Source organism: Glycomyces sp. NPDC021274 (assembly GCF_040641195.1).
In the GTDB taxonomy this organism is placed as follows: domain Bacteria; phylum Actinomycetota; class Actinomycetes; order Mycobacteriales; family Micromonosporaceae; genus Glycomyces.
This window is the reverse complement of the sequence record NZ_JBFADC010000010.1, coordinates 20,762-43,504: the sequence shown is the minus strand read 5'-3', so window position 1 is coordinate 43,504 and position 22,743 is coordinate 20,762. Positions and strand designations below refer to the sequence as shown.

The window sequence follows — 22,743 nt, the reverse complement described above, 5'->3', positions numbered from 1 at the left end:
GAGACGGGACCGGGCGCTCGGCTGAGGCCGAGCGCCCGCTGGCTTCGCTTGCACCGCAATGGTTCCTGTTGCGTCAGTCGGTCTCGATGACGTCGCGGGCGATCCTGGCGATCTCCTCGACGATCGGGATGCCTTCGACGTCGTCGACGGCGCCGCTGGTGAGGACGGCGAGCTTGACCGGGTCGTCACCGTCGCCGCTGAGGACGCCGATGGAGTTGACGACCCAGAGGCCGTCGAGCTGCGACTCGACGTCCCAGCCGTTCTTGAGCCAGACCGTCTCGCCTTCCTTTGCGGCGGCCGAGATCCCCCAGGCCTGCTCTTCGATCACGGCGCCCATGAGTTCGCGGCCGAGGTCGACCTGCTCCTCGGTGAGGACGTCGGCGAAGAGGTTGAGGTCGGTGAGGACGAGCTGGTCGCGGGCGCTGGACCAGCCGACGCCCCAGCGGCCCTGAGCGTCCACAGTGGTGTCCTCGAGGCCGTAGCGCTCGTGAGCGGCTTCGAGGGCCGCGGCGCCGCCGAGGTAGTTGTAGAGGGTGGTCGTCGCGTCGTTGTCGGACTCGGTGATCATGAGCTGCAGGTCGTCGCGCTGGTCGGCGGGGATGGCGTCGACCGAGCCCCAGTACTGCTGGACCATCGCGAGGATCTCGACCTTGACGATGGAGGCGGTGATGTGGGTCTGCTCGGCGTTGTAGTCGAGGTGCATGTCGCCGCGCTCGACGGCGACGGAGGCTTCGACGGCGGTGCCGGTGCCCGCCAGGTATGCGTCGATCCGGGTCTTGAGGTCGGCTTCGAGGTCCTCGCGGGACGGGCCGAAGAAGTCGATCCCGCCTTCCGCGGCGTTCGCGGCGACCGTGGCTACGGCGCCGCCGCCCACCAGGACGGCCGCGGCGGGCACGCCGATCCGCAGCAGGTTGCGACGGGTGGGGGTGAGGCGACGGGAGAATGGTTCGCTTTTGCGGATCATCCTTGCGAGCGTACGGAACCGGTCAAGCGGGAGTCAATGCCCCCTCAGCGGAATTCACCGAACAGCAGGGGTCCGATATCTCATATCCGGCCGAGGCAACCAAACGGCACGACCGGGGGCACGGGAAAGGGCGTGCGGCCTTGGGCCGCACGCCCTTCGATCCTGTCGCTTTCCTTGCGCCCCTTAGTAGGTGGGCAGGCTCGGGTCGACCTGGTTGATCCAGCTGAGCACGCCGCCCTGGACATGGACCGCGTTCTTCAGACCGGCGGCCTTCGCCGCGGCCAGCGCCTCGGCGGAGCGGACGCCCGCCTTGCAGTAGAACACCGCCTGCCGCTCGGTCGGCAGATCGGCGAGCGCGGCACCGGAGACGATGTCGCCCTTGGGGATCAGCCGGGAGCCGGGGATGCGCACGATCTCGTACTCGGCGGGCTCGCGCACGTCGATGAGGTCGATGTCGCGGCCTTCCTTGATCCACGCCTCGAGCTCGCGGGCGGTGATGGTCGAACCGATGACGGCCTCCGCTGCTTCGTCGGTCACAGAACCGCAGAAGTCTTCATAGTCGATGAGTTCGGTGACGGTGGCGTTGGGGCCGCACACCGCGCAGTTCGGGTCCTTGCGGACCTTGATCTTGCGGTAGGTCATCTCGAGCGCGTCGTACACCATGAGCGAGCCGACGAGCGGGTCGCCGATGCCGGTGAGGAGCTTGATGGCCTCGGTGACCTGGATCGAGCCGATCGAGGCGCAGAGGACGCCGAGCACGCCGCCCTCGGCGCAGCTCGGGACCATGCCGGGCGGCGGGGGCTCGGGGTAGAGGCAGCGGTAGCAGGGGCCCTGGTCGGCCCAGAAGACCGACGCCTGGCCGTCGAAGCGGTAGATCGAACCCCACACGTACGGCTTGCCGAGCAGCACGGCCGCGTCGTTGACCATGTAGCGGGTCGCGAAGTTGTCCGTGCCGTCGATGATGAGGTCGTACTGCCCGAAGATGTCGAACACGTTGTCGTTGTCGAGCACCGTGTTGTGGATGACGACGTTGACGTACGGGTTGATCTCGCGGATCGAGGCGGCGGCCGACTCGGACTTGGGGCGGCCGATGTCGGACTGGCCGTGGATGATCTGGCGCTGCAGGTTCGACTCGTCGACGGTGTCGAACTCGGCGATGCCGATCGTGCCGACCCCGGCCGCGGCCAGGTACATCAGGGCGGGGGACCCGAGGCCGCCCGCGCCCACACAGAGCACCTTGGCGTTCTTGAGTCGTTTCTGACCGTCCATGGCGACGTCGGGGATGATGAGGTGGCGCGAATAGCGGCGCACCTCGTCGACCGACAGCTCTGAGGCTGGTTCGACCAGCGGCGGCAAACTCATATGTTCAATAATGCATGTCCAAGGGCTGGATATTCCACCGGGAAGCCCGGTGTGCGGTTCTTCACGCGTGTGGGACGTCCCGTCCCGGATGCTGGAACGCTACTGGTCGACGAAGTCGTCCGGCGGGAGGTCGGGCCCGTTGTAGTCCCCCACGGGCCCAGAGGCGTAGGTCGTGCCGTCGGGGAAGGGCCAGGCGTTGCCGACGCAGCCCGCGAGCTGGTAGGTCTGCTGGGCCATCACCGGGGAGAGCTCGCCATCGGCGGGGCAGACCTCGTGGCCGTGGCCGAGCCGGTGTCCCACTTCGTGGTTCACGGCGTACTGGCGATAGGAGTCGAGGGTGCCGTCCCAGTGCTCGACGCCGGTGATCCAGCGGGCCGAGTTGATGACGACGTTGTCGCCGTTGCGGCACGAGACCGTCGTGTTCTGGGAGCCGCACAGGTACGCGCGCTGCTCGGGGCTGGCGAGGTAGACCGTGAAGTCGGCGCCGGCGCCTTCGGGGACCTGCTGGAAGCGCCACGCGCCGCCGGCAGTCCAGGAGCGGGCGTCGGCGAGGGTCGCGTTGACGAACGCGCCGACCTCGGCCGCGTCGAGCTCGAGGCCGTTCTCGACGGCCACGTCGTACTGGAGGAGGGTGCCGGCGTCGCCGACGACCGCGTCGCTCACCGGTTCGGCGTAGGTCCAGGTGCCCGAGCCGGAGAAGTAGAGCGGCGGCGTGGCCGCGACTTCCGTTTCAGCTGAAGGCGAGGGCGAGCCGGATGCGGACGGGGCGGGGTCGGCGACCGTGGTCGGCGCGATCCGCTCTTCTTCGTCGAGGGCCTGGGGCTTCTCGGAGTCGGCCGCGCCCAGAGCGAAGTACAGGCCGGTGCCGGCGGTGAGGACGAGGATGGCGAGGAACACGAACCGGCGCCGCCGGCGGAGCCTGCGGATGCGTTTGAGCCGTGCCAGCCGTCCCTCAGTCACCCGCCGAGTCTAAGACAGACAGAGCCGCGCGGGGCAGACACCGCAGCTTCATGTGGCACGGTTCCTGTTCACAATACGGACAAAGCAGTATCGGTCGGGTCCATTGCCTGTCGCGCCTCGTCGAACATCGCGGCCATCGCACGGGCCACGGCCTGCGGGCGCTCCATCATCGCCACATGCCCCGTCCGGTCCAGGATGAGCAGCCGCGAGTCGGGGATCGCGATCGCGGTCGGCGGCGCCTGGCGCACGTCGATCACCCGGTCCTGCTTGCCCCAGACCACCAGCGCCGGGCACTCGATCGTCCGGGCGAGCCGCCACAGCGAGTGCGTGCCGGGCACGAACGCCTGGAAGAACGAGGCCATGAGGCCCCGGTACGTCTGGATGTACGCGCGCGAGTTCCACGGCGTCGCGAGGCGGCGGCGGGCCTCGGCGAGGGCCTCGCGGCGGCGCTGCGGGTGCACCGTCGAAGGGTCGGCCCAGGTGCCGAGGAAGATGTCGTCCACGACCTGCTCGGGCGTGCGCGCCTTCATGGCGCGGTCGGCGAACCAGGCCATGCGAGGCAGCGCCAGCATCGGCACGTAGCGCGCCTGGTGCGAGCGGCGCGGGTTCGCGAACGGCATCGCCGGGGAGATCAGCGTCAGCGTGCGCACCAGGTTCGGTCGGGTCGCGGCCAGGTAGACCGAGACGGCCCCGCCGAGCGAATGGCCCGCGAGGTGCACCGGGGCGCGGCCGGACTCGATGATCCACGCCGCCACGTCCTGCGCCAGCAGCGGCACCGTCACGCGCGGGGCCGGGGCCGAGTGCCCGAAACCGGGCAGGTCGATCGCGTCCACCGCGAGCCGGTCCGAGAGCGCGTCGGCGAGGTCGGTCCAGTTCTGGGCGGACCCGCCGAGGCCGTGCACGAACACGGCAGGCTCGGCGTTCGGCGCGGTCGGCTGCGTGTGCCTGATGAAGAGGCGACGGCGGCTGAGCTGGTGCTCCACCCCGGGGAACGGCGGGTGGGGGCGGGTCGGATTGCGAACCCCGCCCGCCTCGGCCAGCCGTGCCCGTTTCATGGGACCTAGTGTGTCACTTCACCGGCCAGCGCGCCCAATGTAGCCGAAACCACCGCGCGAGAGCGTTCGGCCGTGACCACCGAAGCGCCCGAGAGGCGGCGCACGGAGTGCCCGTCGAGCCAGAGGACGACCACCACGGCGGTCTTCACCGGTCCAGTGGGGACGATCGAGGCGTGCTCGACCTCGACGCGCACGTCGTTCGCGCCCAGTCGCGGGCGCAGGGCCTCGACCGTGGCCGCCGCCGCCGCGTGCTGGATGTGCCAGTCGATGGGCGGCACCGCCACCTTGCCGGTGGACTCGGCGTCGCCCAGCGCGAGCGTCACGCTGACCTCGGCTTCGAGCCCCGCGGATTCGATCTCGACGCGGCGCAGCTCGACCGGGCCGACCTTCGCGACCTCGACCTCGGCGGACGGGGACTCGACCTGGTCGTGCACCTCCGGCTCTTCCGCAGTCTGCGGGCCGGGCTCGACCGCGCGCTGCTCGGCGACGACGGCCGAGACGACCGCGTGGACCTCGTCCGGGTCGACCCCTTCCTCGAGCTCGAGGCGCAGGCTGGAGTTGCCGTCGGGGGCGGTCACATGGAAGGCGTCGCGGACGCCGGGGACCTGGCGCACGGCGTCGACGAGTCTCGCGGATTCGGGGTCGTTCACGTCTTTCTCTACTGTCGCGGGCGGAGTGGGCTCGGCGAACGGCGGACGGTTCGCCGGAGGCGTGCGCAGCGGGGCCTGCTCGGTGACCGGCGGGCTCGGGACCGCCGCGGGCGAGACCTCGGTGACCGGCGGCTGCGGCTGCACGATCGGGAACTGCTCGGTCTGCTGCTCCGCGTTGGAGAGTCCACGCGGCAGCGGGCCCGGCGCGCTCGGTGTCGGCGGCGCGGCCTGCTGCGGCACCTCGATCGGGCCGGTGTGCTGCTGCGGCCCGGGCGGCTGGAGCGGCGGGGGCGCGGTCGGGTCCTGCGGCGCTTCGAGCGCGTCAGGATGCTGCGGGGTGGCCTGCTGCGGGCTGTACTCCTGCTGGGCCGGAGCCGCACCGTTCGCGCTCGGCGGCGCACCGTACTCGTGGTTCGCGCCCGGCGCGTACTCCTGGTTCATGCCCGGCGGGGCGGCGAACTCCTGGTTCGGATGCTGCGGCGCACTGTATTCCTGGTGGTGCGGCTGCGCGCTGAACTCCTGGTTCGGCGCGCCGAACTGCGGGTTCGCGGGCGGCCCGCTCGGCATGGCCTGGCGCGGGGCGCTGTAGAACTGCTGCGCCGGGCCGTTCTGGTCCTGCGCGGCGCCGTACTCCTGCTGGTTCGCGGCCGGCGCGGAGCCGTTCGCACTGGGCGGCGGGAACTCCTGGTTCGCACCGGGCGGGACGAACTCCTGGTTCGGCTGCGGCGGACGCTGGTTCTGGTGCTGCTGCGGGGCCGCGTAATCGCCCGGCATGGGCGGAGCGCTGTAACCGGGGTGCTGCTGCGGCGCGCCCTGCTCCTGAGCGGGAGGGCTGTACTCCTGGTTCTGGCCCGGGGCACTGTATTCCTGATTGGCGCCGGGCTGCGGGTTGTACTCCTGGTTCGCGCCAGGCTGCTGGTACTCCTGGTTCGCACCCGGCGGCGCGTACTCCTGATTGGCACCGGGCGGTGCGCTGAACTCCTGGTTCACACCGGGCGGCGCACTGTACTCCTGGTTCGCACCTGGCGGTGCGAACGGCGACTGCTGCTGCTCGCCTGGGAAGTTCTGGGGGGCTTGGGAATGCTGCGGGGCGGGCGGGATCGGCTCGAACTGCTCGCCTGGCGAAGGGCGGCGGGTGGCCGGGACCATCGGTCCGGTCTCGGCGATCTCCACGGGGACGTTCGGCACCTGCCCGGTGGGGTCCTCGCTGTAGCGGTGGCGGCGTCCCCGGTCCGGATCGAACCGGTACTGCTCCGGCGACTGGCCCATCCCCTGCCGCGCCTCCTCGGCGGGCTCGGGAGCCTCATCGGCGGGTGGTCCCCAGGACCTGCCGATGCGCCTGCGGGCGGGTCGTTCCTCCCCGCTCGGACGCTGCGGCTCATCCGGTCGGTTCTGGTCATACACCACTAGACAACTCCTTCATATTCCCGGTCTCAAGGTACCGTGGCGTGCCCAGTGACTCGAACCCGCGTTTGTCGCCCCCGTACGCTGGGAGACTGTATTCAGGTTTCCGTAAACTTCGTTCAGGTCGCAAGAGCGGGCCACTGACGGATGACCGACATGTGCCGAGGAGAGGTGCCCTGGTGAACAGCGCTGGTGAGGGCCGGGTCCGACTGCCCAGAAGCGAACGCCGGGCGCAGTTGCTGCGGGCCGCCCAGGACGTCTTCGTGTCCAAGGGTTACCACAGCACCTCCATGGACGACATCGCCGAGAACGCCGGGGTCTCCAAACCCGTGCTCTACCAGCACTTCACCTCGAAGCTGGAGCTGTACCTGGCTTTGCTCGACGGGCGCGCGGCCGAGCTCGTCGGCCAGGTCCGCCACGCCCTTGACTCCACTGAGGACAACAAGGAGCGGGTCAACCGCGCGATGCGGGCGTACTTCGAGTTCGTGGACGCGCAGGGCGAGGCGTTCCGGCTCGTCTTCGAGTCCGACCAGCGCAACGACCCCGAGGTCTCCGAGCGGGTGCTGAAGATGGAGGCCGACTGCGTCGCCGCCATGGCCGAGACGATCATGGGCGACACGCACGTCGACAAGGCCCGCGCCGAACTCCTCGCGACCGGCCTGCTGGGCATCGCCGAGATCTCGGCCCGGAAGTGGATCGCCTCCGGCCGCGCCATCCCCAAGGACGAGGCCGTGCAGCTCATGAGCACCCTGGCCTGGCGCGGCATCTCGCACTTCCCGCGCGAAGGCGAAGCCGAGCACGGGTAAGTGGGCACAGTCCGCACGAAGACGAAGCCAGTATCCGCAGACAGAATTTTTCTCGTGAACCCGGCCACTCCCCCGCGGGTTCGTTCGCTCTCGGCGCACTGCGCCGCGACGGTCGCGGGCGCGGCCCGCTAGTAGTCTTGCAACCGTAGAGACGTCAGAGTATTTCGATTGAGGAGGACCCGTGGAGGTCAAGATCGGTGTCCAGTACGCCCCACGCGAACTGGTGTTGGAGAGCAAGCTGTCGCCGAAGGACCTGTCCGAGACGATCGAGCAGGCCGTGACGAACGGCGGCGTCCTCCGTCTCGAAGACGAAAAGGGTCGGCAGGTGTACGTCCCCGCAGAGAAGATCGCTTACGTCGAGGTCGCCGCGAGCAACGTGCGGTCGGTTGGCTTCACGGTCGACGCGTAGTTAGCTGCAAGGCCCGGAGCATCCCGCTCCGGGCCTTTCGCTTTGTCTGAGCCCTGCCCTAACCCGGCGACAGGACCGTGAACGGCGCGGTGCCTCCCACGAGTTCGCCTTCATTGGTCACCTGGGCGGCATCGCTCGCGAAGACGCGGTACAGGGTCTCGTTCGCGACGATGATCACCGGTTCGCCGCGATCGACGTTCCGTCGCTCCGGATCGGCCGGGTTCGCCGCGATCTGGTTGATCGGCGGCATCTGCCCGGTGCCCGTGCCGTCCTGCGCCTCGGTCCGCGAATTGTCGGTCGCGACCCGGAACAGCTGGTCGGTGCCGCGCTCCCCCACCACCCACAGGTAGTTCTCGGAGCTCCAGGCCACGTCCTTCACGTTCTCGATGTCCAGGCCGATCCGCCGCGGGTCGCCCATGGTCACGTTCGCGTCCGCGTCGACGCTCAACGGAGCCAGCCAGGCGTGGCCGTCTTCGACATAGGCCAGGCGCCGTCCATCGGCCGCGAGCGCCATCGCGGTGACGTCCGCTCCGACGCCGAGCGGCTGCACAGCCCCCGTCGACGGTAGGACCAGGGTCGGGACACCGTCGTCGATGATCAGCAACGTGCTCCGGTCGAGCCACTGCGGGTCGGTGAGCACCCCGCTGAGACCGGCGACCTCGCGCATCTCCGCAGCGGACGCGCCGGTCTGCAGCACGACGCCGCCCGGACCGGCCACGACCGCGGCGAGCTGGTCGAACCCGACCGCGACCTGCTGGAGCCCCTCCGCGCTGAAGCCGACCCAGGAGTGCTCTGCGGTGGGCTGCCTGGTGACGCCGGACATGGCCGAGTACTCCCACACGGTGTTCTCGGCGATGAAGTACGCGGTCTCGGGCAGGTTCGGCGGTATCGCGTTCCAGTTCCGCCATTCGGTCGAGTCGCCCTCGGCTCGGACGTCCCCGTCGATCCTGAGCGTGAAGTCGCCGTCGACCTCGAGGCTCCAGACGATCTGCGCCGCAATGGCGTAGGCGGTCTCCTCCTCGATGGCCTCGCTCGGCGAGAGGTCGACCTCGACACCGCCGTCCTCGCCGATCTTGCCCTTGGTGTTCGGCGGGATCGCATTGCGCGCCGACCCGATCGCGAAATCGCGGAAACCCGCCAGCAGCCACGAGAGGAGCAGCCGCTGGCGGGCCTCCGCGTCGAGCTCGCGGTAGACCCAGCGGAGGTCCGGAACGAGGCGCTCGGCCTGCCCGGCCTGGAAGTACATCGGCGCCTGTTCATAGGAGCTGGTGAAGTGCTCGTAGCTGAGGGCCGCCTGCACCGGCTGCTCGCTCATCTTCCAGGGTTCGTCGACGTCGCCTCGCTGGAGGGTGAAGGTCTCCTCGTAGTCGCCCGGAGTCGGGTTCATGCGGACGTAGCCGTCTTGGAGGTAGTTGCCGACGACCGACCCGGTCACCGTCACCGTCGCCGAATCGAAGTCGCTCGCGGGGTTCACGGTCACGTTGAGGCCCGCGACGAGCCGGATGTCCTCGGCCGGGTCGGAGAACTGCACGTCGCCGCTCACCGTGAAGTCGTTGAGCCGGTCGTCGCGGCTGGCAGGGTCGCCGGCGGCCGCCTTGAAGAAGTTCTCGACGGTCTCCTCGGCGATCGAGGTGGGACTGAAGACCTCCGGCCGGGCCCCTGGGGACGAGTCGAAGTCGGTGGGCGCGCTGCCGATGACCTCGGGTTCCCTGTCCGTCGGGATGCCGCACGCGGTCAGCGCCCAGGCGGCGCCCAGCGCGGCCGCGGCGGCGAGGCTAGTCCTGCGTCGCATTGGGAGCTTCCTCCTTGCTCTGTTCGAGTCGCAGCGGGATCGGCGAGTTGATGACCCGGTTCCCGGCCTGCAGCGGGAGGGTGAGCACGAACAGTGTGCCCTCGCCGGGAGAGCCGGTGGCCTTGAGCGTGCCGGAGTGGAGCTTCGCGTCCTCCAGGCTGATGGCCAGGCCCAGGCCGGTGCCGCCGGTCTTGCGGTTGCGGGAGGGGTCGGCGCGCCAGAACCGGTCGAAGACGCGGTCGGCGTGGCCGGGTTTGAGACCCACCCCGTGGTCGCGTACGGCGACGGCCACGGCGGTGTCGCTCTCGGCGACGGTGATCTCGATCGGGCGTCCTTCGGCGTGCTCGATCGCGTTCGAGACGAGGTTGCGCAGGATGCGGTGCACCCGGCGCTGATCGACCTCGGCGATGACGCGGCGCTGCGGCTTCGTGATCGCGACCTCGACGCCGCATTCGCTCGCGAGCCGGGACAGGCCTTCGACCACGTCTTCGGCGATGCGGCCGACGTCCACGGCCTCCACTTCGAGTGAGGCGAACCCGGAGTCGAAGCGGGAGATCTCCAGCAGCTCCTGGAGCAGGTCCTCGAAGCGGTCGATCTCGTGCTGGAGGAGTTCGGTGGAGCGCTTGGTGAGCGGCTCGAACTCGTCGCGGTTGTCGTACAGCAGGTCGGCGGCCATGCGCATGGTCGCGAGCGGGGTGCGCAGTTCGTGCGAGACGTCGGAGGTGAAGCGCCGCTGCATCATCGACATCTCTTCGAGCCTGCGGATCTGGTTCTGGAGGTTCTCGGCCATGAGGTTGAACGACCCCGCCAGGCGGGCCAGGTCGTCCGAGCCGCGCACTTCCATGCGCTCGTGGAGGAGCCCGGCGGCGAGGCGCTGCGAGGTGCGGGCGGCCTCACGGACCGGGGTGACGACGAGGCGGGTCACGAGCGCGGCGATCACGCCGAGGAGCAGCACCAGCGCGACCCCGGCCAGGGCCAGGTTGGTGCGCAGCAGGCCGATGGCTTCCTGCTGCGATTCGAGCGGGTAGAACGCGTAGATCTCGTACCCGATGTTCAGGTCGATGTACGAGCCGACGACGAGGAAGGGCTTCGATCCTTCATCGTCGATCTCGAACTCGGCGTACTGGGTCGCGACCTTGCGTTCGGCGACCGTGGCCTGGAGCTCGGTGCTGGGCTCGGCTCCGCCCGACACGGGGTGCGACTTCGCGACGGTGCCGTTGGCCGTGCGCAGCAGGATGTACGGCGCGTACGCCGGGTCCTCGCCGAGCTCGACGACGATCCGCTGCATGGTCTGGGCCAGCGAGGTGTCGGACTCGGTGGTGAAGGAGCCGAGCTGCTCGGCGGCGTTCTCGGCCGCGTTCTCGGTCTCCTCGACGGCCGTGTCCCGGCGATCCTCGAGGAGCCCCGAGGTCACCGATCCGGCCACGACGAAGCTGAAGATGAGGACGAGGATCGTGGAGGCGATCAGGGTGGACGAGACCACGCGCAGCTGGAGCGACGCCCGGAAGCGGTCGACCAGCGGACGCGAGACGCGGCCCGCGAAGCGAGCGGCCCCTTGGACGAGGCGCCGCAGCCATGCCGGCCTCTCGCGAGTCCGGCCCTGATCGAGCGCCATTAACCCAATCCGGCTTTGTACCCGACGCCGCGCACGGTCTGGATGAGCTGGGGGCGCTCGGGGTCGGGTTCGATCTTGGCGCGCAGGCGCTGCACGTGGACGTTCACCAGGCGCGTGTCGGCCGAGTGCCGGTAGCCCCAGACCTGCTCGAGGAGGACCTGGCGGGTGAAGACCTGGCGCGGCTTGCGGGCGAGGGCCACGAGGAGGTCGAACTCGAGCGGCGTGAGCTTGACTTCGGCGCCGTTGAGGGTGACCTGGTGGGCGGGCACGTCGATCTGGACCTGGAGGCCGGGCTTGCCGATCTCGAGGCGTTCAGGGGTGACGTCGTCGCCGCGGCGGAGGCGGGCGCGGATGCGGGCCACGAGCTCCTTGGGCTTGAAGGGTTTGACTATGTAGTCGTCGGCGCCCGATTCGAGGCCGAGGACGATGTCCACGGTGTCCGACTTCGCGGTCAGCATGACGATCGGCACGCCGGATTCGCCGCGGATCGCCTTGGCGACGTCGATGCCGCTCATGCCCGGGAGCATGAGGTCGAGCAGGACGATGTCGGGGCGGTGCTCCTTGAACGCGGCGAGTGCCTTCTCACCGTCGGTGACGAACGTGGGGGTGAATCCTTCGGTCCGGAGGATGATGCCGAGCATCTCCGCCAGGGCCGGATCGTCGTCGACGACGAGTACACGTGCTCTCATGGACACCAGTTTTCCACCTCGCTAAAGGCTGAAGCACCACGGGTCTGTTTACCCGTGGTGCTCCAACTGTAACGACTAACCGACGGACTTGGCGGCCCGTGCGGGGTCAGTGCCTGCGGCGATGGCTTCGAACGGCTCGCGGCCGGCCTGGATTTCACCGAGTTGGACCATTTCGCGCTTCGTGAAGAAGCCGACGATCCAGTCCGCGAGGACGCGGCCCTTGCGGCCGGTCCCGGGCACGCGCGACAGGTGGTAGCCGCGGTGCATGAGCCAGGCGAGCAGGCCCTTGGCCTTGAAGCCGTAGGTGTTCGCGACGCCCTTGTACAGGCCGAGGCCGGCGACCGAGCCGAGGTACTTGTGCTCGTACGGCTTCAGCTCGCGGCCGACGTGCTTGGCGTACACGTTGTCGGCGAGGATCGCGGCCTGGCGGACGGCGTGCTGCGCCGAAGGCGTGCACCAGTCCATCGGGAAGTCCGAGGTGTCGGGCACCTGGGCGGAGTCGCCGGCGCCCCAGGCGCCCTCGACGACCTCGCCGACGGTGTGCTTGCCGGCCTCGACGCCGGTCGCGACCTGGAGGCGGGTGTTGCACTCGAGGTGGCCGCGCGGGCCGAGCGGCAGGTCCGACTGCTTCAGGATCGGGTGCGGCATGACGCCGGCGGTCCAGATGATGGTGTCGGTGTCGAACTCCTCGCCGTCGGTGAGGACGACGTGGCCGTCGATGCAGGACTTGAGGGTCGTGCCGAGCCGGATGTCGACGCCGCGCTTGGTGAGCTCGCGGGCCGCGTAGGCACCCATCTCGGGGCCGACCTCGGGGAGGATCTTGTTCGCGTATTCGACGAGGTACCACTTGATCTCGTCGGCGTCGAGCATCGGGTAGTTCTTCACGATGTTCGCCGTGAGGTCCTCGAGCTCGCCGAGGGTCTCGGCGCCCGCGAAGCCGCCGCCGACGGTCACGAACGTGAGGGCCTTGCGGCGCACGTCCGGGTCCTCGGTGGTCGCGGCGATGTCGAAGCGCTGGAGCACGTGGTTGCGCAGCCAGATGGCCTCGCCCATCGACTTGATGCCGATGGCGACGTCGGCCAGGCCCGGGATGGGCAGCGGGCGGGTGACGGAACCGGGGGCGACGATGACCTCGTCGTACTCCACCTCGCGGGCGGGTCCGACGAACGGCTGCACGACGAGCTTGCGCTCCGCGTGGTCGATCTCGGTGACCGCACCGGTGAGGATGGTGCAGAGCTTGAGGGCCTGTCGGAGCGGCACGACACCGTGACGCGGGGAGATGGAGCCAGCAGCCGCCTCGGGCAGGAACGGCTGGTAGGTCATGTGCTGGTTGGGGTCGATGACCATCAGTTCCACTTGACCGCGCTTGATGTCGCTCTTCAAGAGCTTGCTCAAGCGTTCGGCAACGTAAAAACCGACGTGACCGGCACCTATCACGACAATACGTTTCACGGGTTCAATTCTGTCCTTGTTCAGGGTTCTTGTGTAGCGAACGCGCGAGGACGTAGATCACTGTCACCGCTGCCACGATCCCGGCCGCGATGACGAGACCGGCGGCGAGACCAGTGAAATACGCGGTGAACAGGGCCAGGGTACCGGCCACGGCCACCGTCGACGCCAGGACGAGCCCCAGGTGGCGGGCCCAGGTGAGGATGATCTCACCGTCCATTGCGGTAGTTGTTCGGAAGCGCTGAGTGACGGCCGCCGTGGCGTGCGCGACATACAGCAGGCAGGCGATGGCGGTGGCCGTCCACAAAGACGGGTGGCCTTCGTTGAGGGCGCCGCTGATGAGCCACGAGGCGAGCACGAAGAGGATCGCGAAGGTCGGCGCGACGCCGCCCGGCAGCAGGGCCGCAGCCAGGGCGAAGAGCGCTGCGGCCCCGACGTAGAAGCCGGTGGCCGCCCACTCGAGCGGGACGGCGATCTCGGCCGCGACGAACAGCGGCAGTGCGATGGCGAACCGCAGCAGGACTCCGGCGGGCGCGACCCGCCGGGCCCAGGAGACGCTGCCGGCCCGGCCGGCCTTGAAGCGCTCGCGGGCGCCATCGGCGAGGGCCCGGACGAGGCCGCGCTGGACATCACTCATTTACGACTCGCAGGCTTCGTCAAGAGGGCTCATTTGTGACTCGCGAGCATCGTCGAGGGAGCTCATCGGTAGCGCCTCCGGTTCAGTTCGGCGAGCACGTTGTCCAGTGACGCCGAACCCTGCCAGGGCTCGACGGCGACGCCGAGGTCGCGCAGCTCCATCACGGTGTTGGCCCGCGAGAGCCGCCACAGCCGCTCCGCATACGGCGTCCAATGTGTACGGTGAGGCGGCGCTACGTGCGGCGGGAGCGTGTCGACGCAGAGCACCGGCCGCCCCGCGCGGGCGATCGCGGCGATAAGCGCCAGCGAGCGGTCGGTCAGCAGCGGCGTGAACACCACGTTCAGGCTGCGCTGCCCGGCGAGCTGGCGGCGCAGCATCTCGGGCGAGGGCGGCAGCGGATCGGCCGGCATGTCGACCGAGGCGAGCCAGCGGAGCGTCGCGGCCGCGTGGCGGCGCCCGGCCCCGGCCCGCATCCGACGGCCGCGCGCACCGAACTCGATGCACGCGACGCGGTCGCCTTGGAGCGCGTAATGGGAGGCCACGGCCCCGGCCGCGCGCACCGTGAGGTCGGCGATCGAGGCCGCGCCGTCCAGGCCGCCGGAGACGCCGGCCTCGACCTGGAGGTCGAGGATGAGGGTCACGTCAGTGTCGCGTTCGGACAGTGTGGCGTTGACGTACAGGTCCTGGCTGCGCATCGAAGTGCGCCAGTCGATGCGACGCAGGCGGTCGCCCGGCTGGTAGAGGCGGACCTCGGCGAGCTCGCCGGAGTCGCCGCCGCGCCGGGAGCGGTGCACGCCCGTCACGCCGTCCGCGAACGGCAGAGACTCGGCGGAGTCGAACCAGTCAGGGACCGGCAGGACCCACACGGTCGCGCCGTGCAGGCGCTGCACCGTCGTCTCGAGCAGGCCGCCGCAGGCGATCGAGCGGACGTGGATCGGGCCGAGGTGGTGGCCGCCCCAGCGGCGAGCCCGGCCGGCCACGACCATCTCGCGGCCGGCGGCCGGGGCGAGGCGCTCGGCGAAGTCGCCCTTCCCGGTGTGCAGGTCGATCCAGGGATCGGCGGCCGCGGTGACCAGCGTCGTGATCGCGACCGGCTCGGGGTTGACGACGATGAGACTCGCCGCGGCCGTCGCACCCTCGGCCGTGGTGGCCTCGCCGTCGACAGCGCCGCCGGCGGGCACGAGCCGGGCCTCCGGCGGGCGGGTGGGCCGGTGCTGGAGCAGCATCGCCGTGCCGATCGCGAAGGGCGCACCGATGAGCACCAGGTCGATCCGTCCGAACGCGACCGCGACGAGCAGGCAGACCGCGACGAGCGCGACCGCGCGCGTCAGGGCCGGCGTGCGGCGCCACGTGACCGGCGGCTCGGACTGCGCCCGACCCACGGGCCGGGGGTTGTCAGTGCGCAGGCTGAGAGCGGGATCGCCGATGGCCGTCATCGCTACTGCGCCGAAGTGCGGCTTGCCGAGGCCGAGTACACGGGGGCCTGCGCGGTCTGGGGCGCTTCGACGCCGAGGCAGATGTCGGCGACCACGGACGCCGGGTCGATGCGGCGCATCCACAGCTCGGGCTTGAGGGTGATGCGGTGGGCGAGCGCCGCGCCCGCGACACCCTTGACGTCGTCAGGGGTCACGAAGTCGCGCCCGGCGAGCACTGCCAGCGCGCGGGAGGCCAGCAGCAGGGCGAGCGAACCGCGGGGCGAGGCGCCGACCTGGACCTGGGCGTGGCCGCGGGTGGCGGTGGTGATGGCGACCATGTAGCGGCCCACCGAGTCCTCGACGGTGACGTTCTCGAGGGCCTGCTGCATGGCGACGAGCGTCGGAGCGTCGATGACGGGCGCGAGGTCGACGGTCTCCTCGCGCCGGGAAAGGCGCCGCTGGAGGACCTCCCACTCCTCGTCGGGCGTGGGGTAGCCGAAGGAGACGCGCAGCAGGAAGCGGTCGAGCTGCGCCTCCGGAAGCTGGTAGGTGCCCTCGAACTCGACGGGGTTGGAGGTGGCGAGCACGGTGAACGGCTTCGGCAGCGGGTGCGTCTCGCCTTCGACCGAGACCTGGCGCTCCTGCATGGCTTCGAGGAGGGCCGACTGGGTCTTCGGGGGCGTCCGGTTGATCTCGTCGGCGAGCAGGAGGTTGGTGTGGACGGGGCCCTTGCGGTAGACGAAGTCGCCGGTCTTCTGGTTGTAGAGGAGGGATCCGGTGACGTCGGCGGGCAGCAGGTCGGGGGTGAACTGCAGGCGCCGGAAGTCGAGTCCGAGGCTCTGGGCGAAGCAGCGCGCGGTGAGCGTCTTGCCAAGGCCCGGAAGGTCTTCGAGGAGGATGTGGCCGCCGGCGAGGATCCCGGCGAGGACCAGCTTCAGCGGCTCCTCCTTGCCGACGATGACCGACTGGACGGATTTGAGGACCGCGCTCGCGTGGTCGGCGACCTGGTCGAGGCTGATGTTCGGGGTGTCTGCCATTAGATCTCCTCGATGGCTTGCAGGTGTTCGCCGAGCTGCCGAGGGGTCGGGCAGTCGGGCGCGGGTCGGGTCAGGAACAGGTACGTGGGTTCGCCGAGCAGTGCCCGGCACTGGTCGGGCTGGTCGGCGAGTGAGAGGCCGCGGCGGAGCCGGAGGCGTTCGGAGGCGACCTCGACGAGCTGCTGCCTCGCGTTCGTGCCATCGAAGCGGCCGGGCTTGGCCTCGGCGAAGATGAGCCGGTCCTCCCAGCGGTTGACCTCGGTGAAGGGGCGCCAGCTGGGTTCGTTGACGCTCGTGGTGGCGAGCGGCGGGGCGGGCTGGTTGTCGGCGCGCATCCCGTTCACCACGGAGTTCGCGAGGAGCGCGGCGAGGGAGAGCAGCACGAGCTGCCAGATCGCGAAGTCGACGCCGCTGACGCGCGCGGCGCCCCAGAAGACGACGGCCAGCGCGACGGCACCGACGGCGGGCCACAACCTGAGGCTCCCGAATGGGGCGAGGAACTCCTTCATCGGCTCACCCGGAGACCGAGCTGCGCCTGGAGTGCGATGAGCGCGTCGCGGGCCTGGTCGCGGTCGGCTTCGACGACCTGGTGCGGCGAGTAGCGGGCGCGGAGGTAGGCCTCGGAGAGGCGGCGCAGCGCGGCACCGTCGAGTTCGTGGCGGACCAGGAGCTTGCGCACGAGATCCGCAGGGGTGTCCGAGGATTCGCGTTCGATGCCGACGGCTTCGGAGGCCCGCTCGAAGTGCAGCCAGCAGGCCATGATGGCAGCACGGGGGTCGTCGCCGAGGTCCATTTCGGCGAGCGCGGCATTGACGGCCTCCTCGACGAGGGTGAAGTCCCGGCGCAGGTACTCGGGTTCGGGATCGGCGATGCCGCTGCTGGGCGGCGCGTCGGCGAGCCAGTCGATGAGCCTGCGCGCCAGGAACAGCAGGATGAAGGAGAGCGGGATGCCGATGAGGATGGCGAGGACGACCCAGGAGACCCAGGGCGGCAGCGTGAACGATTCGCGGGGCTCGCCCTCCTCCGGCAGGGTGGGGATCTCCAGCGTCTGCAGCTGATCCGGCGGGGCGTCCTGCCCGCCTGTCGACGGCGGCAGTTCCGCCTCGTCCCACTGCAGGCCCGCCCCCTGCGCGGCCAGCCCGACGACCAGCAGCGCGGCGACCACCACGAGCACGGGCAGCCAGCGCCTGAGCGCGGTTCGCCGCCGCTGCGTTTCGGGGTGCGCCATACGGGACCTCAAGGAGTGCTCGTCTTCAGGGGTAACGCGCCCACCTTATGCCAACCGTGCTGCAACCGCCTACCACCTCTCCCGCCGGAAAGCGACTGCACGACACTGTCTCGCACCCGACAGTGTCGTTAGCACGTCGCGTGCGACGGCTCCCTTAGCGTCGAACACGTGGTCACACACGAACACGAGGCGCCACTGCGTCTCCTGCAGGACAACCCCAAACTCGCGACCGAGCTGTACTGACCGCGAAATGGGCGATGACGCCGATCACGACCGGCCATACGGGGTTCACCCTGGTGCCGTTCGTGATCGGACCGGACCTCATTCCGGTGGTCACCGATCCCGCCGAAGTCCGGGGGTGCGAGCAGATGGCCCTGCTCAGCGCCATGGCCCACGGCGGCGGCGCTGCAGGCGTGGAGGTCATCGATGCGCTGCTGGGCGTCCTCGTGGAACTTCCCGAACACCTCAAGCTCAAGTACACTCGAATCGCTAGCAACACGCTCTCTGACAAGGCTCTGGAGCGACTGGAGGCCGCCATCATGACCGACACCGCACACCGCATCACCTTCCTCGACCGAGCCGAGGCTCGGGGCGAGGCTCGAGGCGAGGCTCGAGGCCAGGCCCAGGGCGAATCACGGATGCTGCTCCGGATCCTCGACAAGCGCGGCATCGCGGTCGATGCCGAGACGGAGGCTCGCATCACCTCGTGCACCGACCTCGACCAGCTCGACCGCTGGGGCGATCGGGCTCTCGAGATCCAGCGTGTCGAAGAGCTCTTCGACTAGCAACAACGGACTTGCGGGCGGGGCCGGTTCTTCGGAACCGGCCCCGCCCGCGTCTGCGACCTGCGCAGGGAACCACGGCAACTGTCCGTGAACCCCGAACTAATCGAGCCGAACGTTCGAGGGGAAGCGGGCGACGAAGCGGCGTTGCCAGGGAGTCTCCACTGCTTTGGCGGCGTAGTTGGTGCGGACGTAGGCGACCGCTTCGGCAGCGGGGACGCCGTCGAGGATCGCGAGGCAGGCGAGGGCGGTGCCGGTGCGGCCGTGTCCACCGTGGCAGGCGAATTCGACGCGTTCGGTCTCGGTGCGGGCCCAGGCTGCACGGAGGGCGGTGGCGAAGGCCGGCTTGTCGCTGGGGAGGCGGAAGTCGGGCCACCGGATCCACTCGGACTCCCAGGCGACGGCGGGCGGTTCCTTGCCGAGGAGATAGAGCGCGAATACGGGCGTCGGGCCCTCAGGGAGGGGCCGGGCGAGTCCACGGCCGCGGACGAGTCGGCCGGACGGCAGGCGCATGACGCCGGGGGCAGCGGGGTCCCAGGTTTGCTTCATCCCCTGGAATCTACTGTGTGCCAGCGGCTCCGGCATCGGCCGATATGCGGATCGGGGCAGGTGGGTCCCGCGGAGCCGTGAGCGCGAAAAGTGCTGCGGCCGTGAGGGATCCCCCGGGGAGCAGGCGCACCGAGGCGGCGAACGGGCACCCGCAACGGGGTCCGCTCTCAGGAGCCCAGGGCGTCTTCCTCGGGGATCTCGCGGAGCGTCCGCAGCGGCGTGCGCAGCAGCGGCAGGAACCCCGCAAAGAGCATCGCCGCCGCGATCAGGAGGGCGGCGCGAGCGCTGAGGAGGTCACCGGTGAAACCGCCGACGATCGAACCGACCGCCAGCCCCGCCCAGCAGATCACGCGCTGCGTCGCACCCACGCGCCCCTGCATGTCGTCCGGGGTGACCGCCTGCCGGTAGCTGATGACGTTGACGTTGAACACGACGATCGACGCCACGAACACCACCTGGCCGACGAACGCCACCGCCGCACCCCAGCCGGGGCCGGACGCGGCGACGATCGCCATCCCGGGGCCCGAGAGCGCCAGCGCCGCAATCGCAGTCGGACCGACGCCCGCCTGCCTCGAGATCCGACCGACCAGCATCGCACCGAGCACCCCGCCGACCCCGGAACCGGCGAGGACGAACCCGGCGACCTCGCTCGACTGGCCCGCCTCTCGGATCAGGAACACCATGAGCATGGCCTGGAACGCGCCGACCGACAGGTTGCACCAAGTGCTCACCAACAGGATGCTCCGCAGGAGCTTGTCATGGAAGATGAACTTCACGCCCTGGACGATCTCGGTCCACAGGTGCGGCTTCTCTGGTTTCTCCGGCTCTTCCTCGCGGTACTTGATCGTCGCGACCGAGAACGCCGACACCGCGAACGACACCACCGCAACGATGATCGCCACCGGCGCGGTCAGCAGCGACACGAGCGGGCCGGCGGCCAGCGGACCGCCCGTGTCGGAGGCCGACCTGATCCCTTGAATGCGCGAGTTGCCGGCGGCGAGGCTCTTGTTGTCGATCAGCCTCGGCACGTAGCTCGCCTGCCCGATGTCGAAGAAGACCGAGGTCAGGCCCAGCAGGAACATCGCCGCGAACACGTGCCACACGGTCAGTGCATCGAGCGCCCAGGCGATGGGGACGCTCAGCATCACCACCCCGCGGAGGACCTCGCTCACGACGATGATCGGCTTGTCCCGCAACCGGTCGACCCAGACGCCGACCAGCAGACCGAACAGCACCAGCGCGATCTGGTCCATCGCGTACAGGATCCCGATCTGCGACTCGCTGAGGTCGAGCACGACGACCGCGATGATCGAGATCGAGAAATACGCGACCTGCAGGCCGATCTGGCTCGCCCCGACGGAGGTGAAGATCCGCCGGTAGTCGGGGTTGCGGAACATGGACTTGGTTCGGGACTTGGGTTGGGACTCGAATTCGGCCATCAGGGGGTGGACCTTTTCGGGAGGCGGATGGGCGGGTGTAGGGAGCAGCGGTCTCGGAGAGCGGTTGTGCGGGAGGTTGCGGAAGGGCTAAGCGCCGAACGCCACGAACGGGTGCCACGGGCGGTGCTCCCCCACGGCCGCAAGGGCTTCGGCCGGGGTCGCTCCCGCCGCGCAGCGCTGGTGGTACTCGATCATCATCTCGGCGGCCATGTCGTCGGGGACGCGGCCAAGACTGGACACCACCGTGGAAGTGCCGGCGTGCAGGAGCGCCGCGGTGAAGCCGAGCGTCTCGTTCCCGACCGCGACGGTGGAGCGCCCGAGGTCGCACGAGGAGAGCACGACGTGGCCGGGCGGTTGGTCGAGGCCGAGGAGTTCATAGGCGTTGAGCGGCCCGAGACCGAAGTCGAGGCGGGAGAACAGGACGTTGTCAGGTTCGTGGTGTCCATGTGCCGCAATATGGGCGACGGAGGCGCCGTCGAGGGCCTTCAAGACGATCTCGGGATCCGACTCGTCAGCGGTGATCAGGTTCGCGCCAGGGTAGAGACCGGCGATCGTTTCAATCTCGCCGCCCGCACGCGACAGCGCCGGACCAGCCGCCACCAGAGCAGGACCGTTCGCGCGGGTTCGATGCACCGCACGCCACCATGCCTCGGCCGAGGGCGAGACTGTGACGGGCCGGCCGCGCAGGGGCGGCAACAGCGGCCATGGCACCCAGTTGAGTTGGCTGTGCGGGACTATGACCACTTGCCGGTCCCCGACATAGTCGGCGATCGGCTTCCAGATGCCGTCGGCGAGTGCGGTCGCATTCCGCCGGATCGCGCCTTCGACGCTCGCCTGGATGCGGGGGTGAAGCTTCCGTCGGCTGCCGAGGGCGTCGAGGTCCGCGCCCAGACGACGTTCGAGCTCACTCGCCTCGTCGAGCGGCATCATCCACGCGAACTGGAGTCCGTCGCCCCCGGCGAGCACCGCGCAGACCTTGTTGGCAATCTCGAACATGTTGACCACGACCGTGTCTCGCGACTCGGCGAGATCGTGGATGGCTTCGGGCGCGATGCGATCGGCGCGTTTCCCCGAGCCGGGCTGGGCGCGCTCGTGAGCGCGGATCTCCTCCTCCAGCTCCTGTACCCGGTTGCGCGCCTCGGCGTCGTCTCCGCCTTCGACTTGCAGATCCCAGAGCCGCTGACGTGCCTGCCGAAGCTGACCGAGCGCTTCACGGGCCGCGGGGTCGTTGCTGGGCTTGACCGGCGGAATCCGAAGCGCCTGGGCGCGGCTGCGTTCGACCCACCAGAGCATGTCTTTAGGGCCGCTGTGCCTGGCCACGTGACCGAGACCCATGAAAGCGAGCTGGGTCCCCAGGGCCGAGACCCCCGCCTGGAACTCTACCGAGCCGAAGGCCATCCGGTACTCGTCGAGCAGATCGAGCCCTGCGAGCAGTTCGGGAAGGGGATCGCGGTCCTGCGCCACTGCGAGTTCCGCTTTGGCGAGATACCGTGCCAACTCCTCGGCCAGCGCGTCGTGACCCGGCCCGCCGTGTTCGCCCTGGAGCACTGCCTCGACTCCGTCGAGGTCCCCGGCCTTGATCCTGGCGCGAGCTGCAAGGATTTTGGCCTGCTTGAGTCTGAGGGTCCAACCGCGTTGTTCCAAGGCGTCGCACAGCCGCTGCACCTTGTCCGCAAAGTCCGGGCTCTGCTGTCCCGAATCGAACTGCCCCTGAAGGATGAGCAGTCGCGCCAGGAAGGCCATCGGCTCGTTCCCCTGGCTGTAGAGCGAATCCATCGCCTGCCTGGCCCATTGATCGGCCAATTCGGACCGATTGTCCTCGGAGGCGGCGAGCGCCCTCCAGTACTCGGCCATCGCCGCGTTCCGGTGGTCGCCCGCGAGCCGCTGCGCGGCAATGGCGTGTTCCCACCGCTCGGCCGCCTGCCGGTACATGCCGACGCTCAGCAGCGCATGGGCATACGAAGCGTCGATGAAAGACTCGAGGTCTGGAGCGAGTTTGCGGAACTGCTCCCTGGCCACGTCGAATGCCGTGAGCGCCTTGGTGACTTCGCCGAGGTCGAGCAGGAACAGAGCCTCGATATGGATCGCCCGCGCCCGATTGACCGGGACGTCGATGCCGTTGTAAAGCTCGATTGCACGGCGGATGCTCGCCATCCCCTTGCGCAACTCGCCCAGATCTCTCCACACCAACGCTCGGTTGTAGAACGATGCGGCGTAGAAATTGTCCGGTCCGTATTGCGCCAGCAGCGGTTCGGCCAATTCGAACCAATGCAGTGCATCGGCGAGGCGGCCGCTCTGCCAGAGAATCAGCGCGCGCTGGTGCAGCAGTATTCCCCGATCATCTGCGAAGGCCAGGATGTCGGCATAGTCGAGCAGACGCTGTCCCTCGGCCGAGTCGCCGAGGCTGGCGCGGTTAAACGCCATCGCCATCAGGACTTTGGCGGTCAAGCGGGCCCGAGCAGTTCCCGCTTCAGGGAGTCGTTCTTCACTCCAGTCGAGGA

The 22,743-nt window shown here is 69.4% G+C and carries 20 protein-coding genes; 3 read left to right on the top strand and 17 right to left on the bottom strand.

Features of this window, described 5'->3' with window-relative positions; genetic code table 11:
• Positions 1 to 73: 73 nt before the first annotated feature.
• The 5 genes from AB0I03_RS20125 to AB0I03_RS20105 form a co-directional block, all read right to left on the bottom strand.
• Positions 74 to 964, bottom strand: coding sequence for a serine hydrolase (locus AB0I03_RS20125; protein ID WP_360414998.1), 891 nt, complete (start codon positions 962 to 964; stop codon positions 74 to 76).
• 183 nt (positions 965 to 1,147) lie between these two features.
• Positions 1,148 to 2,326, bottom strand: a complete 1,179-nt coding sequence (moeZ, locus tag AB0I03_RS20120; RefSeq protein ID WP_360414996.1) for an adenylyltransferase/sulfurtransferase MoeZ — start codon at positions 2,324 to 2,326, stop codon at positions 1,148 to 1,150.
• Between the two features lie 99 nt (positions 2,327 to 2,425).
• Complete coding sequence (locus tag AB0I03_RS20115) at positions 2,426 to 3,286, bottom strand: DUF3152 domain-containing protein (protein ID WP_360414994.1); 861 nt, start codon at positions 3,284 to 3,286, stop codon at positions 2,426 to 2,428.
• Between the two features lie 68 nt (positions 3,287 to 3,354).
• On the bottom strand, positions 3,355 to 4,341 hold the full coding sequence (locus tag AB0I03_RS20110; RefSeq protein WP_360414992.1) for an alpha/beta fold hydrolase: 987 nt from the start codon (positions 4,339 to 4,341) through the stop codon (positions 3,355 to 3,357).
• Positions 4,342 to 4,346: 5 nt separating this feature from the next.
• Complete coding sequence (locus tag AB0I03_RS20105; RefSeq protein WP_360414990.1) at positions 4,347 to 6,398, bottom strand: hypothetical protein; 2,052 nt, start codon at positions 6,396 to 6,398, stop codon at positions 4,347 to 4,349.
• Positions 6,399 to 6,574: 176 nt separating this feature from the next.
• Between AB0I03_RS20105 and AB0I03_RS20100 the strand changes: the two genes are divergently transcribed.
• The gene (locus AB0I03_RS20100) at positions 6,575 to 7,201 is read left to right on the top strand and encodes a TetR/AcrR family transcriptional regulator (RefSeq protein WP_360414988.1); all 627 of its coding nucleotides are present in this window, start codon (positions 6,575 to 6,577) and stop codon (positions 7,199 to 7,201) included.
• 181 nt (positions 7,202 to 7,382) lie between these two features.
• A complete protein-coding gene (locus tag AB0I03_RS20095) occupies positions 7,383 to 7,610 on the top strand; it encodes a DUF3107 domain-containing protein (protein WP_360414986.1) in 228 nt (75 codons plus the stop codon).
• A 58-nt stretch (positions 7,611 to 7,668) separates the two neighbouring features.
• On the opposite strand, the gene AB0I03_RS20090 is transcribed toward AB0I03_RS20095, so the two are convergent.
• The 9 genes from AB0I03_RS20090 to AB0I03_RS20050 all read right to left on the bottom strand — a co-directional run bounded on the left by AB0I03_RS20090 (position 7,669) and on the right by AB0I03_RS20050 (position 17,472).
• Positions 7,669 to 9,402 (bottom strand): LpqB family beta-propeller domain-containing protein, encoded by a 1,734-nt coding sequence (locus AB0I03_RS20090; protein ID WP_360414984.1) that lies wholly within the window; start codon positions 9,400 to 9,402, stop codon positions 7,669 to 7,671.
• Complete coding sequence (gene mtrB, locus AB0I03_RS20085; protein WP_360414982.1) at positions 9,386 to 11,017, bottom strand: MtrAB system histidine kinase MtrB; 1,632 nt, start codon at positions 11,015 to 11,017, stop codon at positions 9,386 to 9,388. Before mtrB ends, AB0I03_RS20090 begins: the two co-directional genes overlap by 17 nt.
• Complete coding sequence (mtrA, locus tag AB0I03_RS20080) at positions 11,017 to 11,706, bottom strand: MtrAB system response regulator MtrA (RefSeq protein ID WP_030155693.1); 690 nt, start codon at positions 11,704 to 11,706, stop codon at positions 11,017 to 11,019. The genes mtrB and mtrA overlap by 1 nt, the downstream gene beginning before the upstream one ends.
• A gap of 75 nt (positions 11,707 to 11,781) precedes the next feature.
• Positions 11,782 to 13,167 (bottom strand): FAD-dependent oxidoreductase, encoded by a 1,386-nt coding sequence (locus tag AB0I03_RS20075; protein ID WP_360415357.1) that lies wholly within the window; start codon positions 13,165 to 13,167, stop codon positions 11,782 to 11,784.
• On the bottom strand, positions 13,163 to 13,792 hold the full coding sequence (locus AB0I03_RS20070; protein WP_360414980.1) for a hypothetical protein: 630 nt from the start codon (positions 13,790 to 13,792) through the stop codon (positions 13,163 to 13,165). Before AB0I03_RS20070 ends, AB0I03_RS20075 begins: the two co-directional genes overlap by 5 nt.
• A 62-nt stretch (positions 13,793 to 13,854) precedes the next feature.
• The gene (locus tag AB0I03_RS20065; RefSeq protein WP_360414978.1) at positions 13,855 to 15,228 is read right to left on the bottom strand and encodes a DUF58 domain-containing protein; all 1,374 of its coding nucleotides are present in this window, start codon (positions 15,226 to 15,228) and stop codon (positions 13,855 to 13,857) included.
• 2 nt (positions 15,229 to 15,230) lie between these two features.
• A complete protein-coding gene (locus AB0I03_RS20060) occupies positions 15,231 to 16,244 on the bottom strand; it encodes a MoxR family ATPase (protein WP_360414976.1) in 1,014 nt (337 codons plus the stop codon).
• Positions 16,244 to 16,753 carry a hypothetical protein gene (locus tag AB0I03_RS20055; protein WP_360414974.1) on the bottom strand — a complete coding sequence of 170 codons (510 nt, stop codon included), beginning with the start codon at positions 16,751 to 16,753 and terminating at the stop codon, positions 16,244 to 16,246. The genes AB0I03_RS20060 and AB0I03_RS20055 overlap by 1 nt, the downstream gene beginning before the upstream one ends.
• A complete protein-coding gene (locus AB0I03_RS20050) occupies positions 16,750 to 17,472 on the bottom strand; it encodes a DUF4129 domain-containing protein (RefSeq protein ID WP_360414972.1) in 723 nt (240 codons plus the stop codon). The genes AB0I03_RS20055 and AB0I03_RS20050 overlap by 4 nt, the downstream gene beginning before the upstream one ends.
• Before the next feature lie 257 nt (positions 17,473 to 17,729).
• Here AB0I03_RS20050 and AB0I03_RS20045 point away from each other — a divergent pair, with 257 nt between their 5' ends.
• Positions 17,730 to 18,257: a hypothetical protein gene (locus AB0I03_RS20045; RefSeq protein ID WP_360414970.1), complete on the top strand. Its 528-nt coding sequence runs from the start codon at positions 17,730 to 17,732 to the stop codon at positions 18,255 to 18,257.
• Between the two features lie 99 nt (positions 18,258 to 18,356).
• Here the strand turns inward: AB0I03_RS20045 and AB0I03_RS20040 are convergent, their stop codons facing one another.
• The 3 genes from AB0I03_RS20040 to AB0I03_RS20030 all read right to left on the bottom strand — a co-directional run bounded on the left by AB0I03_RS20040 (position 18,357) and on the right by AB0I03_RS20030 (position 22,690).
• Positions 18,357 to 18,803, bottom strand: a complete 447-nt coding sequence (locus AB0I03_RS20040) for a protein-tyrosine phosphatase family protein (protein ID WP_360414968.1) — start codon at positions 18,801 to 18,803, stop codon at positions 18,357 to 18,359.
• A 167-nt stretch (positions 18,804 to 18,970) separates the two neighbouring features.
• Positions 18,971 to 20,242: an MFS transporter gene (locus AB0I03_RS20035; RefSeq protein ID WP_360414966.1), complete on the bottom strand. Its 1,272-nt coding sequence runs from the start codon at positions 20,240 to 20,242 to the stop codon at positions 18,971 to 18,973.
• An 87-nt stretch (positions 20,243 to 20,329) separates the two neighbouring features.
• The gene (locus AB0I03_RS20030) at positions 20,330 to 22,690 is read right to left on the bottom strand and encodes a CHAT domain-containing tetratricopeptide repeat protein (RefSeq protein ID WP_360414964.1); all 2,361 of its coding nucleotides are present in this window, start codon (positions 22,688 to 22,690) and stop codon (positions 20,330 to 20,332) included.
• Between the last annotated feature and the right edge of the window lie 53 nt (positions 22,691 to 22,743).